Origin of the sequence: Paeniglutamicibacter cryotolerans (assembly GCF_014190875.1) — a bacterium.
Taxonomy (GTDB): domain Bacteria; phylum Actinomycetota; class Actinomycetes; order Actinomycetales; family Micrococcaceae; genus Paeniglutamicibacter; species Paeniglutamicibacter cryotolerans.
Genome location: NZ_JACHVS010000001.1, coordinates 1,717,551 through 1,734,201, shown reverse-complemented (window position 1 = coordinate 1,734,201; position 16,651 = coordinate 1,717,551). Strand labels below are relative to the sequence as shown.

The window sequence follows — 16,651 nt, the reverse complement described above, 5'->3', positions numbered from 1 at the left end:
ATCTCGTGCGCGAGCTCTTGGCCGGAGTATCGCTGCTCGCGATCGCGATTCCCCTCAATATCGGATATGCCCAAATCGCGGGATTGCCAGCCACCGCTGGCCTGTACGCGCTGGTCCTCCCGACGATCATCTATGCGCTCACCGTGTCATCGCGCCAGCTGGTGGTCTCGGTGGATGCCGTTGCTTCCGCCCTCGTGGCATCCTCACTCGCAGGACTCGCCATCGCCGGGAGCGCCGACTATGCGACCCTTGCACTGGCCCAGGCAATCATCGTCGGGATCATGTTCTTGCTCCTGGCGATGTTCAGGCTTGGTTTCCTGGCGAATTTCCGGTCCAAACCGATCCTCCTCGGGTTCGTCGTAGTTTTGGTGCTGAACATCATGGTGAGCCAGGTTGCGAAGGTGCTGGGGGTACACGTCGATTCGGTGGCCGAGTTTACGGAAAAGCTCGGTCAACTGATCATGGGGCTCAACACGATCAGCGTGTTCTCGCTACTCATAGTCGTGGGCTCGGTTCTCGTACTCTTGGGAGGACGGCGCCTACACGCCGTGGTTCCGTGGGCGCTCGTAGTACTCGTCGCCGCTACGGCCTTCGTGCTCCTCACCAATGACCAGCAGGCCGGTGTCGCTGTGCTGCGCGAGGTGCCGGCCGGACCGCCAAGGCTGTCCTGGCCGGTGATCGAGTGGTCGATGTGGCTTGTGCTCATCCCTTCGGCCCTGGCCCTCACCATGGTGTCGACGGCGGAGGGACTTCTCCTCTCACGTCCCTACGCCGAGAAGCGGGGTTATAAGACCAGCCCCAACCGCGACTTTCTGGCTTTTGGTTTGGGCAACATCGCGGCCGGGGCATCAGCGAGCTTTACCGTGGGTTCTTCCACGTCTCGAACAGCGGCGGTCGACCAGGCCGGTTCCCGAACCCAACTGCCTTCACTGGTGATGGCTCTCGGGACACTTCTGCTGCTGCTTTTTGGCACGGGCATTCTGGCCGATATACCGTCACCGGCGATCGGCGCTGTTGTGAGCGTGGCGATCATACCGTTGCTGGGTATCAGGGAGTTCGAGGAGTTGTGGCGCAAGTACCGTTGTGAATTTACCGTCGGCGTGTTCTGCTTTCTGGTCACGCTGTTCGTTGGATCGATCATGGGCATCATCGTGGCGTTCGTGCTCACGCTCGTTAATATGGCCAAACGTGCATCCAACCCCGCTGTCGATGTGCTTCAGGCCTCCGGTGACTTGGGAGAGTCTCTTCTGGACGACGTTCCCGCTGGCTCCGTTTCAGCTCCGGGAGTCATTGTGATCCGACTCGCCGCCCCCTTGTTCTTCGCTAACAGCGACATGTTTGTTCAGGCCGAAAGGGGGGCCATTGAATCGGCGGGCCCAGATTTGGTGGATCACCTCGTGATCGACATGGAGGCTATGACCGACATCGACGTCACGGGTGCCGAATCGTTCGCAGGGCTCCAGACTTGGCTTTCCGAACACCAGGTGGCACCGAGCTTCAGCCGGGTGCGCCCTGAGGCAAAACACCGTCTCAGGCGTCTGGAACTGCTCGATGAACACACTGTCTTCCCGACCAATCGCGCTGCCATTGCTGCCCTCTCAAGGGACAACCGCCTCTCCGATCTGCCGCCCGGAGAGGCCTAGCCATGGGTGCATCGATCCCCGGAGCGAGCCCTCCTATCCATGGGTTGGACACCGTGCTCGGCTATTTGCAAGCCGAGGACAATCACGGCATCCCCCAAACGGAACCGAACTGTGGATCGCGCGGAGAAGCCGCCAACATCATGGTGGATCCAACGTTGCCCGCCGTCGTCTCGACTGCCGGCTCGGAAATCAGCAACCTCGAGAAAGGAATCATGCCATGGCACAGTTCACTTTTGGGCCCGTAGAGCTCTACCTTGTTGGTTTGGAGGGCGACCGACCCTCGGCTGGGGTGCTTGAAGCCCTCGGGAACCTACTCGATACCGAAGTGGTGCGGCTGCTGGACTTCATGATCATTACCAAGGACACCGATGGTGAAGTCACCGTTACCGAGATCGAGTACGAATCCGAGGACTACGGATTCGGTGGCGCCGACATGGCCGCCGTGGGCATCGCCGGCGACGACGACATCGAGCAGCTCGCCGAGCTCGTCCCGCCGGGAAGCTCGGCTGCGCTCGTCGTGCTTGAGCTCACCTGGGCCAAGAAGCTCAGCGAGCGGTTCGCCGCTTCCGGTGCCGAAGTACTGAGTGTCGAACGCATCCCCGCACCGGTCGTCAACGGTCTCGTTGACGCCGTCAGCTCAATGAATGAAAACTAAAGGAGAATCATCATGCCACGAATGGGAAGAGGCGGACGTCCGGGCCTGCTGGGCCTGGCCGCGAGGACGGCCGTTGTCGCCGGAACCGTCAACGCCGTGTCCGGCGGAATGGCCGCGAAACAGCAGCAAAAAGCCCAGTCCGCAACCGATCAGCAACAGTATGAGGCCGCCCAGCAACAGGCCATGATGCAGCAGTCTGCCCAGCCGGCGCAGCCGGTGCAGCCGGCGCAGCCGGTGCAGCCGGTGCAGGCGGCCGTTCCGGGCAATGGCCGCTTCGACCTCGTCGCCGAGCTGCAAAAGCTCGCCGGGCTCAAAGATGCCGGAATTCTCAGCGAAGAGGAATTCGTCGCGGCGAAATCGAGGCTGATCGGCTAGCCACGTCCTTCGGTCGGTGTCTTGTTTGACGTGCCGTCGATTGGCCGACCACGAAATGCGCCACCCCTGCGAGTGGCGCATCCGAAACCAAGGTGAGGGGTACTTCCGCTGGAAGGTGGTGCGGCGAGGTTCTGGGCCGGCCTTCGGGGCCGGGGCATGGTGGAACGGTTCGTTGGCAGGCCGGCCGAAACCCGGAGACGGTTGATGTCCAGCTGATCGACACGGCTCACCCGTGTGCATGACGAAAGAAAGTGGGTGCTTCGACAGAATGAATCACCAATACCGACTCCATGTTTTCACCGTTTCCCGTGTGGGCTCCTGCTCTGTTGCACGGGCCATTCCGCCCCCGCCAACGACGCGATACTCCGGGCCCGCGTCATTGCCGGCGATCGGTAGTGCGCGCACGTGGCCCGAAGGCCCACACTGTGGAGGCCTTTCGGGCTCCGAAAACTTGTCGAAATGAGTATCACGAACGAACAAGAAGTTCCCTCCATCCGGATGCTGCTGCAGTTGTCGGTACCGGCGGTCATCGTGGGTTTCGTTTCAGCCCTCGGGTTGTTCATCGTGGACGAAGTCGCTCATGTCATTAAGGAATTCCTTTGGGCTTGGCTCCCCCATCTCTTGCAGGTTGATCCCGATTCCCGCTGGTGGATTTTCGCCGTGCTGAGCGCCATTGGATTCCTCATCGGCCTGATCGTCGCCTTCGTGCCCGGCCATGGAGGCAAGGACTCGGCAACAATAGAACTCATAGGAGCGCCGATGCCCCTGGCCGCCGTTCCTGGCCTCGCCATCGTGACGGCGTTGGGTCTAGGCGGAGGGGTCAGCTTGGGCCCGGAGTCATCCATCGTTGCCCTCAACACAGCGATTCTGGTGGCGGTCGTCCACCGTTTATGGCCGCGCATTGGCGTCGAACTGGTGGTGATGGTTTCCGCAGCGGGAACCATCGGCGCCCTTTTCGGCACGCCGGTGGCCGCGATACTCGTGCTGACGGGCGTCGTGGCAGCGGCCAAAACCGGGGGAACGCTGTGGGACAGGTTGTTCCTCCCGCTGCTATCAGCCAGTACGGCGTCAATAACCCTGGTGCTTCTCGGTGGCCAACAGCTGCGTGCGCCGGTGGTTCCCGCGGTGGATTCCCCCTTGTTGGGGCTGCTGCCAGCAGCCGTCCTGGTAGCTTGCCTCGCGGCGCTCGTCGGACTCGTCGGAGGTGTGCTTTTCCAGCCCCTGCATGGCCTCTTCCGCCGCTTGAAGTGGCCGCTCCTCTACACCACGCTCGGCGGGTTGATCCTTGGATTGCTGGGCGCCGTGGGTGGTCCGCTGACGCTCTTCAAGGGCAGCGAGGAGATGGTGGAGCTCGTGGATCGGGCCGGCAATTTCACCGCATGGCAACTCGCGGGCATCATCGCGGTCAAACTGGCGGCGCTGCTCATCGCCGCGACCGCCGGTTTTCGCGGTGGAAGGATCTTCCCCGCCGTGTTCATCGGCGTCGCCATCGGGCTCTGCGCCCATGCCGTACTACAGCAGATCCCCGTGGGTTTGGCGATCGCCTGCGGAGCCTTGGGAATGGTCCTGTCCGTGTCCCGCGACGGGTGGATTGCCATCTTCATCGCCGTGGTGGTGGCAGGGGACATCCGGCTTCTACCCGTCCTCTGCTTTGCCGTACTGCCAGTGTGGCTTCTGATTGCCCGGGCTCCGGAAATGCTTGTACAGGGGCCTCCCCGGCAGATGCGCGGCCGATGACACCTACAACAACCGTCCGGCCCTAGCGGGAGTTTCCTAGCTATTTCGTTTTCGAAGGCCCCGACAAGAAATAAACCGCGGAATCAGCGGCGTGTCGGGGCCTTCCATCTGCCGAAATATGTATGACCTAAAGTATGATTTATGACATGGCGCTCTACAAGAAAACGATCAACGGCAACGTGTACTGGTACCTGCGTGAGATGGCGCGGGTGGACGGGAAGCCGAAGATGGTTTCCGAGCGGTACCTGGGAAGCGCCAAGGACATCGAAAAGCTCCTGGACGCCAAGGAAGCCGCAACCGTGCCAGAGAAAACGCGGCACCTGGGCTTCGGGGATTCCGCCGCGGTCTGGGGCATCCTGCAACGCCTGGACATCGCCGGGATTATCGACGAGGCCGTTGGCCCACGCCGCACGGACGCAGGTGCCTCGGTAGGCACCTACCTGTCCCTGGCGGCGCTGAACCGGGTCGTGGCACCCACCTCCAAGGCCGGCTTCAGTGATTGGTGGAAAACCACCGCGGCGGACCGCTTCACCAAGATCCCCGCGTCCGTGCTGGACCACCGGCGCTTCTGGGACGCCATGCACAAGGTCACCCTGGAACAGCTCGCGGTGATCGAGGAACGCATCGCATTGGCGATGATCACCGAATTCAACCTGGACATCTCCGCCCTGGCCCTGGACATGACCAACTTCGCCACCTACATCGACTCCACCAACGAGAAAGCGCCGATCGCCCAACGCGGCAAGGCCAAACAGAAACGCAACGACCTGCGCCTGGTCGGCCTGGGACTGGTCATCACCCGCGACGGCGGCATCCCGCTGCTCGCCCACGCCTACCCGGGAAACAAACCCGACGTCACCCAATTCCCGCTCATGATCGACGCGCTCGGAGCGCGGCACCGCAAGCTCGCCGAAACCGCCGGGATCTCCGGTAACCCGGAAGTCACCGTGGTGTTCGACGCCGGACAGAACTCGGCCTCCAACTTCACCCGCGTCACCGACACCGACCTCGCCTTCGTCGGCTCCATCCCACCCTCCCAGGTCACGGACCTGCTCAAGATACCGGCCAAGGACCGCGTGATCATGGAGGAGGAACGCTTCGAGGGGCTCAGCGCAGTGGAGTCCCGTAGGGATGTCTACGGGACCGAGCGCCGGGTGATCCTCACCCACTCACCGACACTGCACCAAAAGCAGGCCGCAGGCTTTGCCCAAACCCTGGCCAAGGCCCAGGCAAAGCTCGCGGACCTCGCCGAGACACTGGCCCGCGGAAAGGCCCGCCGCACCACCGGAGAGCTGGCCGAGCACATCAAATCGATCACTCGCGACTCCTGGCTCCAGCGCGTCCTGCTCTGCGAGGTCACCGGCACCACACCGGCCACCCACAGGCTCTCCGTCAGCGTCAACGAGACCGCACGCAAGGAGCTGGAAGACGAGGTGTTCGGGAAAAGGATCCTGGTCACCACCCACGAGAACTGGCCGGTGGCCGAGGTGGTCGACGCCTACCGGTCCCAATCGGACGCGGAATTCGGGTTCCGGCAGCTCAAGGACCCCCACGTGGTCTCGTTCTCACCCATGAACCACTGGACCGAACACAACATCCGCATCCACACCTTCACCTGCGTCCTGGCCCTGCAGATCGCCCACCTCATGCGCCGCGACGTCGAACAGGCCGGCGAACACCACTCCGTACGAGAACTGCTCGAACGACTGGCCAGCATCGGCGAAACCGTGATGATCTACCCCTCCACCGGAGGCCGCCCCAAGGCCCGGCGCATGCTCACCGAAGAAATCGACACCCACGCCAACCTTGCCGAAATCTTCAACCTCGCCAAGCTGGCCCCGAAGAAAAGTTAGGTCATACATTTCCGGTCACTAAAAACCGACACTGACTAGGTGTGACATGACTATCGGAGTGATTAGCTAGGAAACTCCCGCTAGAGGTGCGTCGGGGCGAACATCTTCAGCAGTGTCTGCACAACCACCACGTTCGGACCCTGCCCGGCAAACGACTCTGCCAGCGCGGCACCGACGTCCTCTGGATCGACCAGTCGGGACGGAACGCCGAAGGATTGCGCCAGTGCCACGAAATCGGGGCGGGCAAGCTCGGTGGCCGTGGCCTTTCCGAAGGTGCCGACCATGTATTCGCGTAGTATCCCGTACCCGCCGTCATCGACGATCAGCCAGGTGACCGGTGTGTTGTGCTGCCGGGCCGTGGCGAGCTCGGAAATCGAGTACATCGCCGAACCGTCACCGGAGACGGCCAACACGCGCGCATCGGCATGGGATTTGCCGGCGACTTGCAGGCCTACGGCACCGCCGATGGCCGCGGGGAAGCCGAACCCCAGCCCGCCGGCGCCCTGGGCCGAGTGGAATTCGCCGCTTCGAGCATCCCAACAACTCCAACCCCAATAGGCGGAGATCGTCATGTCCCAGAAGGTCTGCATGTCCTCTGGCACGGCGGTCCGGATGTCGGCCATGAACCGGCGCTCCTTGGCCAGGTCCTGGGCATCGAGCCGGGCAGCGACCTTCGCGAGGGTCTGTGCGACGACCCGGACCGGACCCTGGCCGTGCCAGTCGGCGGCAGTTCCGCCCGAGGTGGCAGTCAGTGCAGTTTCCAGGTATTCGAGGGCTGCCCGGGCGTCGGCGCGGATGCCCAGCGCCGGGCGGTTGGATTCAAGCACGCGAGGTTCGGCGTCGATCTGGATCAGCCGCCCGCGTGGTTCCAGCGTGAAGTAGTTGCTGGTCACCTCGCCCAAGGCGGACCCGACGACGATGAGCACGTCGGCGTCCTCGAGTACCTCGGTGACGTACCGGTCCTCCACCCAGGATTGCAGCGACAGTTCGTGGTTCCAGGGGAAGGCGCCGTTGCCGCCGGGCGAACACACCACGGGGGCGCCGAGCGTTTCGGCCACAGCCAGCAGCGCCGCCTGCGCACCGGCACGGCGAACCCCTCCGCCGGCGACGATCACGGGGCGCGATGCCTCGCCGAGCCAGCGCACCGCCTCGTCGATGAGCTCGATCCGCGGTGGGTGCTGGTATGCCTCGGCCAGCGCGTCGGCGACCGGCGGGACGAACACCGGGGCCAGCAGCACGTCCTGCGGCACCTCGATCCAGACCGGGCCCTGCGGCACGGTGATCGCGTCGGCCCAGGCGTCCTGGATCGCCGAGGGGATGCCGGAGGCATGGTGGACGGTGCGTTGGGACTTGGTGACGTTCGCGGCGGAGGCTTTCTGGTCATCCAGTTGGTGCAGCATGCCCTTGCGGCGGGCGCCGAGCCCGTCCAGCGGGATCTGGCTGGCCACCACGATCATCGGCACGCCCGTCGCGTAGGCCTCCTGCAGTCCGGCCAACGAAGTCAGGGCTCCGGGCCCGGTGGATAGGAAGAGTACTCCGACCTCGCCGGTGGCCCGGGAATAGCCATCGGCGGCAAAGGCCGAATTGTTTTCCACCCGGGAGGAGACGAAGCTCAGCTTCGAACGCGAAAGCGCGTCGAAGAGGCCCAGCGCGTGCTGCCCGGGGATCCCGAAGACGGCCTTGGCACCGAGAGCGGTCAGCGTCTCGATGACCAGATCCCCGCCGTTGCGGGTGCTCGGCCCAGTCGGTGCGTTCATGCCTTGGCCTCCGCATCGGCGGCGCGCTTGTCGGCGATCAGTGAAACCAGGTCGTAGGCGACGTGTGAGGCGGCGATGCCGGTCATTTCGGCGTGGTCGTAGGCCGGGGAGACCTCGACGATGTCTGCGCCGATGATGTTCATGCCACGCAGCCCGCGGATGATTTCGAGCAGTTCACGGCTGGTGATGCCGCCGGCCTCGGGGGTTCCGGTGCCCGGGGCGTGGGCCGGGTCAAGCACATCGATGTCCACCGAGATGTACAGCGGGCGGGCCCCGATCCGATCGCGGAGCTTCTCGACGATTTCACGCACGCCCTGGTAGTAGACGTCGGAGGAGGTCACGATGCCGAAGCCGAAGCGCTTGTCGTCCTCCAGGTCCTTCTTGCCGTAGAGCGGGCCGCGGGTGCCCACGTGGGAGATCGCCTCGGTGTCCAGGATCCCTTCCTCCACGGCGCGGCGGAAGGGCGTGCCGTGGGTGTACTCGGCACCGAAGTAGGTGTCCCAGGTGTCCAGGTGCGCGTCGAAGTGCAGCATGGCCACCGGTTCCCCGGCGCGTTCGGAGGCGGCGCGTAGCAGCGGCAGCGCGATGGTGTGGTCCCCGCCCAGTGTCACCAGGGTGGAGCCGTCGGCCGTGAGCTCCAGCGCGTTCTGCTGGATGGACTCTATCGCCTCGTTGATATTGAACGGATTCACCGCCATGTCGCCGGCGTCTGCCACTTGGCAGCGTTCGAACGGGGAGATGTCCAGGGCCGGGTTATAGGGCCGCAGCAGCCGTGAGGATTCGCGGATGTGGGTGGAACCGAAGCGGGCACCGGGGCGGTAGGAGACTCCGGCGTCGAAGGGCACTCCGACGATTTTGATGTCTGCGGCATCGACCTGGTCGATCCGCGGCAGCTTGGCATAGGTCGCGGCACCGGCAAAGCGTGGAATGCGCGAGGCGTCGATCGGGCCGAGCTTGCCATTGGCTTCGATGCGGATCTCTTCCATGTTGGATCTCCTTCGGGGCGGCACCCGGATGCGGTTCGAGGAAGAACCCCACACCAAGTTTCCTATTTGAAAACAACTGTTGCCTATAATGCTATTTGTGGCAGCTGCCACAGTCAAGAAAACAATGTCGGGCTCAGGCGCCCACATCACCGAGCATGGCACGAAGCGCATCCAGGTGCTTCAGCACGGCGGTGCGCCCGGACGCGGTGATCGACACCCAGGTCCTCGCCCGGCCCCGGCCCGTGGGCTTGGAGAGGCGGATATAGCCAGCCTCGTCCAAGACCCGCAGGTGCTTGGACAGGACGGAATCGGCCACTGCGAGTCCGTCGCGCAACGCCGAGAACTCAATTTCCCGCACGGGCAGCAGAGCGGCACAAATGCGAAGGCGCTGCGGTGCGTGGATCAGCGCGTTGAAGCCCGGCGGATCAGAAGGTGTCATCAACCCACCCCTCCTTTACCGCCTGGCGCAGTGCCGCCCTGCTCAACTTGAAATAGACCAAAGTGAAGGCCGCGGAGAGCAGCAGCAGCTTTGCCAGCACCCAGGGCAACGCGTCGACCGCGGTGAGCATCGGCACCGGGCCCATGAGTAGGAGCATCGCGCAGACCCACCACATATGGCTCCGCCCATGGGTCAGTGGCGGGCGGTCGCGCACGCGGCGGCCACGCCAGATGGCCCGGACCGATACCAGGGCAACGAAGATCCCGACGACGACCGCCCCCGCGAAGCCCGCTCCGTCCAGATGCAGCAACGTCACCCCGATTCCGGCCAGCATTCCCATGAGCACGCAGAACCACAGAGGCTCCCCGAAACGCCCGGCCATCGCCTTGGCGGCCCCCTCTGCGAGCGCCAGGCTCTTAGCCAGCTCCACGCGCCGCCAGCCCGGGTCCGCCCCACATGCATCTTCCATCCACCCCAACTCCCCTCCATCTGTCTTTCCGTTATGGAAAACCATTGTCTTTCCGCGGGGGAAAATCAACGGCGGTGTCAGCCGTATCACAAAACTATCCGCGGTGATCCGATGCTTTCGCCTCCAACCAGGAGTAGCGTTTCCGGTCGTGAACACACCCATTGGCGCTAACGGCCGCCGCATCGCCCCCGGCTCCCGCACCGCGGGTACGCGGATTTCCGCCTGGCTCATGAACCCCGGCGTCGGCCACGTCGAAACGGGACAGGCCACGAAGGAGGCCAAGCCGGCTGGTCACCGATGGTGGCAGGTCATGTGCCTTTCAGGACTCGATTACTTCTCCACGCTGGGCTACCAGCCGGCCATTGCGGCGCTCGCCGCCGGGGCCCTGGCCCCGCTGGCCACACTGATCCTCGTTGCAGTCACCCTCGGCGCCGCGCTGCCGGTCTACCGCCGGGTGGCCGAGGAAAGCCCTCATGGGCAAGGATCGATCTCCATGCTCGAACGGCTGTTGCCGCGCTGGAAGGGAAAGGTCTTCGTGCTGGTCCTGCTGGGCTTCGCCGCCACCGACTACATGATCACCATTACCCTGTCCTCGGCCGACTCGACGGCGCACATCATTGAGAACCCATTCACCCCGGATTGGTTCCACGGACAGAACCTCCCCATCACGATCCTCCTGATCATCGGCCTCACGGCATTGTTCCTGCGCGGATTCACCGAGGTCATGGGCCTTGCCGTGGCACTGGTGGGCATCTACCTGGTGTTGAACCTGGTCGTCGTGGTGAATTCATTCATGGTGATCGCCCGGAACCCGGTCCCCGCCGGCGACTGGTGGACCTCGCTGACCACCGGCCACGGCAGCCCGGTCATGATGGTGGCGATGGCCTTGATCGTCTTCCCCAAGCTGGCCCTGGGACTCTCCGGCTTCGAGACCGGCGTTGCTGTCATGCCGCAGATCCGGATGCGCCCGGGCGACACCGAGGCCAATCCGGCCGGACGCATCGCCGGGGCCAAAAAGCTGCTCACCACGGCAGCACTGACCATGAGCGGCTTCCTCGTCGCTTCCTCCCTGGTGACGACGATCCTGATTCCTGCCGCGGCGTTCCAACCCGGCGGACCGGCCAACGGGCGCGCGCTGGCCTTCCTGGCCCATGAGCAGCTGGGCGAGGTCTTCGGCAGCATCTACGACCTCTCCACCATCGGCATCCTCTGGTTCGCCGGTGCCTCGGCGCTGGCCGGGATGCTGAACCTGATCCCCCGCTACCTGCCGCGCTTCGGCATGGCCCCCGAATGGGCCCGGGCCATCCGCCCGCTGGTCCTGGTGCTCGGGGCCATCGCCCTGCTCGTGACCATCGTCTTCGATGCCGATGTCGACGCCCAGGGAGCCGCGTACGCCACCGGCGTGCTGGTGCTGATGACCTCGGCCGCCGTGGCCGTAACACTGTCGGCTCGGCGTCTGAAGCAACGCTGGCGCACCTTCATGTTCGCGCTGGTATCCGTGGTCTTCCTCTACACGACGGTCGTCAACTCCATCGAACGGCCCGACGGCCTGCGCATCGCCGCGTTCTTCATCTCAGGGATAGTGATCGTTTCATTCATCTCGCGCTTCCAGCGATCCACCGAACTGCGTGCCACCTCTGTGTTGCTTGATGAGGAGGCCCAGGCGATCATCCGCGCCGCCGAGCACCAGGGCCTGGTCCGTTTCATCGCCCACGAGCCGGTCCGGATGAGCGCAGAGCGCTACCGGCACAAGCTGGCCCATGCCCGCGCGGCAAGCCACCTGCCCGTCGACTCGCCCGCCATCTTCGTGGAGGTGAAGATCGGGGACTTCTCCGACTTCGCCGAGGACATCGTGGTCCGCGGGCTGACCCGGCACGGGTTCCCGATCCTGGAGGCCAGTGCCACCTCCGTCCCCACGGCGCTGGCAGCCATCGCAATGCACGTACGCGATACAACGGGCATCATGCCGCACATCTATTTCCGCTGGACCGAGGGTTCCCCGGTGAAGAACATGCTCAGCTTCCTCTTCCTGGGCCAGGGCGAAATCGCCCCGATGACCCGCGAGGTGCTGCGGGAGGCGGAGCCGAACCTGCAGCGCCGGCCGTGGGTGCACGTGGGTTAGCTGGAGGCCGCCGGGACCAGCGTCCAAATGACCACTGCCGGCTCATCCGTCGGGTTGAGCCAGCTGTGCGGTTCGCGCCCAGGAAAGGTGAGCGTGTCACCGGCCGCCAGCTCATAGCGCTCATTCGCCAAGATCAGCACGAAGCGCCCCGAGACCACATGCAGCACCTCCACCTCGCAGTCCACCGCGTAGAGCTCCTGCTCGCCGGCCCCGCGGGGGTCGATGACGGAGCGGATGACCTGCAGCCGGCGCTCCGAACGCGCCGTCACGAGTTGTTCGACGATTCCCACCCCGCCCATGGAGATCCGCGGGGCGTCGGCCAGGGGCACCACGTGGATGTCCGGGGCGGAGAAGAGCGCACCGACCTCCACCGAGAGCACCTGGCACAGGGTTACCAGAGAGGCGACGGAGGGTGAGGTGAGATCGCGCTCGACCCGCGAGAGGAACCCCTTGGTCAGCCCCGTGGATTCAGCCACCTGCTCGATGGTCAGGCGCTGGGCGTGGCGCGCGGCACGGATGCGCGACCCGATGGCCAACGGGGCACTACTGGGCTCGACGGGCAAGGCCTTCATGGGTTGCGACTCTCTACTGCTCTGGGTTTTCCGGTCTTGCACAAGCTTAGGCCAGACGGCATTCGACATCAGCGAGGGCGCTCCCCCAGCAGCGGCGGCAGGTGTCCCGTTCCCTGTGAATTCCAAGCGAAAAAGCCTACCCTGTGCCCATGGATCAGGCCAAGGATACCCTCATGCGATACCTTCAGACCCAGCGTGATGCGCTGCTCTGGAAACTTGCCGGGCTCGGTGAGATGGACATGCGCCGGCCCTTGGTTCCCAGTGCGACGAACCTGCTGGGGCTCGTCAAGCACATGGCCGGCGTCGAATACGGGTACTTCGGCGAGACCTTTGGCCGGCCCGCGCCCGAGCCCATGCCCTGGGCCGGGGTTCCCGAAGACCAGCTGGAAACCAATTACGATATGTGGGCCATGCCCGGTGAATCAAGTGCCTGGATCGTTGACTTCTACCGGCGCGCGCAGGCCCATGCGAATGCCACCGTCGAGGACCTCGACCTGGATGACATCGGTTCGGTACCCTGGTGGCCCGAGGAACGACGGGCGGTGCCATTGCATCTGGTCATCACCCACGTCATCGCGGAAACCGCCCGCCACGCCGGCCATGCTGACATCGTGCGCGAGCTGATCGACGGCGAGATCGGGCTGCGCGAGGGGAACACCAACATCCCCACCGAGGCAGACGGCTGGTGGGAAGGCTACCGCGGCCGGGTCCAACGCGCGGCAGAGGTCGCGGGCGGCCACTTCATCAACTGATCGCCCGAACGGGTCCGTGGCTATACTGATTCCAGCTTCAAGAGATGCGGCGCCAAGCTCCGACTGGCCGCGCACCAACCCCCAGGTTCACGGGGTGGTTCGGATGACGAAGTGGCACCGTCCAGACCGGCGGTGCAAGAACCAGGGAAAAGAAGTCCGCCCCATGCAATCCGTCTTCCGCGTCCTGCCGATCCTCGATACCGACCTCGGCGTGATCCAGCTGCGCATCAACCGCCGCTGGCACCGGTTCCTCTGCCCGGCCCCCGCTGCACTGCATCTCGCATTGGCCCGGGCGGTCGGCCCGGCCGAGTGGAATCCGATGTCGCGCACCCTCGCGATCCGGGTACCGCGCACCGGCAGCGCCAACGGTAAAGCCTGTGCCTTCGTGCTGGAACCACTCAACGGCAGTGACCGGTCAGCTTCGACCCTCACCCGCGACCATGCGGCTATACTCATAGGCTGAAGGGGAGTAGTTCCCGATGCACCGCCCCGGCGGTGACGGCGGCTTGTCGACATACTGGTCACAATGATGTTGACCCGGCAATCCACCCGCGATCATTTTCACGGGCGAGCGAGACCTTCGGACCGCCAGCGGCGGACCGAGGCTCTCTGTACCCGTTTCCCTCGGTTTTCCGCTTTCCGCCCCGCGTGGAAATGACGAACCGACAAAGGAAACCATGACGCAGCAAGCGCCAGCACCGATTCCGTTCTCCGAGCCCACGCCCGTCCAAATCCGGCGTTGGCGCAAGTACTTGGCAGATGAAATCGCCGAGGGTGCCGTCTACCGCGAGTTGGCCAATAACCGTTCGGGTGAGGAACGCCAGATCCTCCTGGGCCTGGCAGACGCCGAAAAACGCCATGAAGAACACTGGCACAACCTGCTGGGTCCGCATGCAGCGAAGTCCTCCCGCCCCTCGTTGCGCCGGACGGTACTGCGTTTCCTGGCCCGGCACTTCGGCTCGGTTTTCGTCCTGGCCCTGGCCCAGCGGGCCGAAGGCGCTTCACCTTACGGAGCCGACAAGGACGCATCCCGGCAGATGGCCGCCGACGAACTGGTCCACGAGGAGGTGGTCCGCGGCCTGGCAACGCGGGGCCGACACCGGCTCTCGGGCAACTTCCGTGCCGCCGTCTTCGGCGCCAATGACGGTCTGGTATCCAACTTGGCGCTGGTCTTGGGCATCGGCGCGACCGGCGTTTCATCCTCGCTCGTCCTATTTTCCGGTTTCGCCGGGCTGCTCGCCGGAGCCTTGTCCATGGCCGCCGGAGAATACGTCTCGGTGCGTTCCCAACTCGAGCTTCTTTCCGCATCCAAGCCCACCCAGATCACCCTGTCCGCCGCGCCCGATCTGGATCTGGAATCCAATGAGCTGATGCTGGTCTACAAGGCCCGCGGCATGAGCGACGCCGATGCAGCACACCGGGCCGCCGAGCGCATGGGCATCTACTCCTGCGACTGCAATCCCTCATTGTCGGTGCAGCCCGAGTTGGAGGCCGCCACCGAAATCGAGCACGAAGAAATCGGCTCGGCCCTGGGGGCCGCCTCGGCCAGCTTCTGCTTCTTCGCCTCCGGTGCGATCATCCCGATCCTGCCGTTTATCTTCGGCATGGTCGGCACACCGGCCATCCTGCTCGCCGCCAGCCTGGTCGGTGTCGCCTTGCTGCTCACCGGCGGTGTCGTCGGGCTGCTCTCCGGCGCCTCGCCGGCCAAGCGCGGTCTACGCCAGCTGGGCATCGGGCTCGGTGCCGCGGGCGTGACCTATGTGCTGGGCCTGATCTTCGGCGGCTCGGTGGCCTGACCATCGGTTGGTAGGTTTCCGGAGCCCCTTACCGCGGTTCCGGGGCGAAGTGTGCGGCCAAGCGCTCCAGCGTCCGCTCCATGTTCGGCCCGGTGCTCCGCGTGAAACCCAACGGCCTCAGCACCCATTTGTACCGCAGCCGGCTGGCGTCCCAGGTCTCGGTGACCAGCGTTCCACCCGCGACGGGTTCCAGCTCGTAGCGCCACCGGTGTCCGTTGAAGTGCCTCCAGGCAATCAGCTTGTCTTGCTCGAACTCAACCACTCTGTTGGTGATCCGGTAGGGCACGCCTAGGCGCATGTCCATGCCGAAGGTGCTGCCCAGCACCAACTTCTCCGCTGCGCCGCGGGAGGCCCTGACCGTACCCGAGCCGTCGATGACCGGGTGCATTGCCGGATCCGAGAGCAGCTCGAAGATCTCGTGTGGCCCGGCCGCAACGATGCGCCGGCGCGATTGCAGGTACTGGGAAGCTGGCATGGCCCCAGTCTAGGCCCCGGGTCCCTCGGGTATCCGCCTGGACGACAAAGATCCCGGCACCCCGCCTCCCAGAGGGGAGGATGCCGGGACCATGGGCGGGGGGCTAGAGTGCCAGCAGGAAGTCGATCGACGCGCGCACGTTGCCCTTGGCCGCGTCGGCCTCGGCGGCGCTGTCCAGCACGGCGTCCTGCTCCATGACGTACCAGCCGGCATAGCCCGAGCTCTGGAGCAGGTTCACGATCTCCCCGATCTCGCAATCGCCCTGGCCCAGCGGCACGAACATGCCCTGCTTCACGGCCTGGACGAAGCCGAGGTCACCGGCTTCAACCTGCGCCGCCACCTCGGAACGCACGTCCTTCAGGTGCGCTATCCCGACCCGGTCCGCATGCTTGCGCACCAGCTGAAGCGGGTTGGTTCCGCCGACCAGCAGGTGGCCGGTGTCCAGGCAGATCTGCGCCGTGGTGGTTTCCAGCAGCCGGATCACCGCGGCGGCTGATTCGATCATCGTCCCCACGTGCGGGTGCAGCACGGCGAGGATCCCGCATGCTGCAGCACGGTCCACGATCTGCTGCAGGTTCGCGGCGAAGGTGCCCCACTGGGCCTCGTCCATTTCGTGGTGCGCCTCGTAGTCGCCGGTTCCGGCATCGGCAGCGAGCACCAGCACCGAGGCTCCTGCCGCCACGAAGGCCTCGAGCTCGGCATCGACCAGCGGCATCGGATCCACCGATGCGTCGTGCAGCACCACGGGAAGGAAGCCGCCGATGGCCTTCATCCCGTAGCCGGCCAGGTACTCGGCGCGCGGGCCCGGTTCGGCCGGCAGGAAGCCCAGCGGGCCGAATTCGGTGGCCTTGATGCCCAGCTCGCGCATGTCCGCAAGAACCCGCTCGGGGGAAAGCTGCACGCCCCAGTCGGGGGCCTCGCAGACGCCCCAGGAGATGGGAGCCGCTGCCAGCTGATCGGCGATGTTAGTGGTCATTGCTGTTGTTCCTTAATCTGTGGTGTCTGGAAGGAGTGCCCCGG

16 protein-coding genes and 1 riboswitch are annotated in these 16,651 nt (G+C 64.8%); of the genes, 9 read left to right on the top strand and 7 right to left on the bottom strand.

The genetic code is table 11. From position 1 onward, the window contains the following. The first annotated feature begins 5 nt into the window (after positions 1–5). The 5 genes from E9229_RS08155 (at position 6) to E9229_RS08135 (ending at position 6,263) form a co-directional block, all read left to right on the top strand. Positions 6–1,643, top strand: coding sequence for a SulP family inorganic anion transporter (locus E9229_RS08155; RefSeq protein WP_312855634.1), 1,638 nt, complete (start codon positions 6–8; stop codon positions 1,641–1,643). Between the two features lie 217 nt (positions 1,644–1,860). Further along, positions 1,861–2,298 carry a DUF6325 family protein gene (locus E9229_RS08150; RefSeq protein ID WP_183510729.1) on the top strand — a complete coding sequence of 146 codons (438 nt, stop codon included), beginning with the start codon at positions 1,861–1,863 and terminating at the stop codon, positions 2,296–2,298. A gap of 12 nt (positions 2,299–2,310) precedes the next feature. Beyond that, positions 2,311–2,673, top strand: coding sequence for an SHOCT domain-containing protein (locus E9229_RS08145; RefSeq protein WP_183510728.1), 363 nt, complete (start codon positions 2,311–2,313; stop codon positions 2,671–2,673). A gap of 459 nt (positions 2,674–3,132) precedes the next feature. Further along, complete coding sequence (locus tag E9229_RS08140; RefSeq protein WP_183510727.1) at positions 3,133–4,410, top strand: ion channel protein; 1,278 nt, start codon at positions 3,133–3,135, stop codon at positions 4,408–4,410. A gap of 146 nt (positions 4,411–4,556) precedes the next feature. Further along, positions 4,557–6,263, top strand: coding sequence for an IS1634 family transposase (locus tag E9229_RS08135; RefSeq protein WP_183511802.1), 1,707 nt, complete (start codon positions 4,557–4,559; stop codon positions 6,261–6,263). Positions 6,264–6,343: 80 nt separating this feature from the next. Here the strand turns inward: E9229_RS08135 and E9229_RS08130 are convergent, their stop codons facing one another. The 4 genes from E9229_RS08130 to E9229_RS08115 form a co-directional block, all read right to left on the bottom strand. Further along, complete coding sequence (locus E9229_RS08130; protein WP_183510726.1) at positions 6,344–8,020, bottom strand: thiamine pyrophosphate-binding protein; 1,677 nt, start codon at positions 8,018–8,020, stop codon at positions 6,344–6,346. After that, positions 8,017–9,006, bottom strand: a complete 990-nt coding sequence (speB, locus tag E9229_RS08125; RefSeq protein ID WP_183510725.1) for an agmatinase — start codon at positions 9,004–9,006, stop codon at positions 8,017–8,019. The genes E9229_RS08130 and speB overlap by 4 nt, the downstream gene beginning before the upstream one ends. A gap of 133 nt (positions 9,007–9,139) precedes the next feature. Next, positions 9,140–9,445, bottom strand: coding sequence for a transcriptional regulator (locus E9229_RS08120; RefSeq protein WP_183510724.1), 306 nt, complete (start codon positions 9,443–9,445; stop codon positions 9,140–9,142). Further along, positions 9,432–9,914, bottom strand: coding sequence for a hypothetical protein (locus E9229_RS08115; RefSeq protein WP_183510723.1), 483 nt, complete (start codon positions 9,912–9,914; stop codon positions 9,432–9,434). Before E9229_RS08115 ends, E9229_RS08120 begins: the two co-directional genes overlap by 14 nt. Before the next feature lie 310 nt (positions 9,915–10,224). Between E9229_RS08115 and E9229_RS08110 the strand changes: the two genes are divergently transcribed. After that, positions 10,225–12,036, top strand: a complete 1,812-nt coding sequence (locus E9229_RS08110) for an APC family permease (protein ID WP_183511952.1) — start codon at positions 10,225–10,227, stop codon at positions 12,034–12,036. Here the strand turns inward: E9229_RS08110 and E9229_RS08105 are convergent. Beyond that, positions 12,033–12,608, bottom strand: coding sequence for a cupin domain-containing protein (locus E9229_RS08105; RefSeq protein WP_183510722.1), 576 nt, complete (start codon positions 12,606–12,608; stop codon positions 12,033–12,035). The genes E9229_RS08110 and E9229_RS08105 overlap by 4 nt on opposite strands. Positions 12,609–12,781: 173 nt before the next feature. Between E9229_RS08105 and E9229_RS08100 the strand changes: the two genes are divergently transcribed. The 3 genes from E9229_RS08100 to E9229_RS08090 all read left to right on the top strand — a co-directional run bounded on the left by E9229_RS08100 (position 12,782) and on the right by E9229_RS08090 (position 15,156). Further along, complete coding sequence (locus E9229_RS08100; protein WP_246380428.1) at positions 12,782–13,360, top strand: DinB family protein; 579 nt, start codon at positions 12,782–12,784, stop codon at positions 13,358–13,360. A gap of 35 nt (positions 13,361–13,395) precedes the next feature. Next, a riboswitch (SAM riboswitch) is annotated at positions 13,396–13,507 on the top strand. Positions 13,508–13,523: 16 nt separating this feature from the next. Continuing rightward, a complete protein-coding gene (locus tag E9229_RS08095; RefSeq protein WP_183510720.1) occupies positions 13,524–13,823 on the top strand; it encodes a hypothetical protein in 300 nt (99 codons plus the stop codon). Between the two features lie 214 nt (positions 13,824–14,037). Further along, positions 14,038–15,156 carry a VIT1/CCC1 transporter family protein gene (locus tag E9229_RS08090; protein WP_183510719.1) on the top strand — a complete coding sequence of 373 codons (1,119 nt, stop codon included), beginning with the start codon at positions 14,038–14,040 and terminating at the stop codon, positions 15,154–15,156. A 28-nt stretch (positions 15,157–15,184) separates the two neighbouring features. On the opposite strand, the gene E9229_RS08085 is transcribed toward E9229_RS08090, so the two are convergent. Further along, the gene (locus tag E9229_RS08085; RefSeq protein ID WP_183510718.1) at positions 15,185–15,631 is read right to left on the bottom strand and encodes an SRPBCC family protein; all 447 of its coding nucleotides are present in this window, start codon (positions 15,629–15,631) and stop codon (positions 15,185–15,187) included. 103 nt (positions 15,632–15,734) lie between these two features. After that, the gene (locus tag E9229_RS08080; RefSeq protein WP_183510717.1) at positions 15,735–16,607 is read right to left on the bottom strand and encodes a sugar phosphate isomerase/epimerase family protein; all 873 of its coding nucleotides are present in this window, start codon (positions 16,605–16,607) and stop codon (positions 15,735–15,737) included. Positions 16,608–16,651 lie beyond the last annotated feature (44 nt).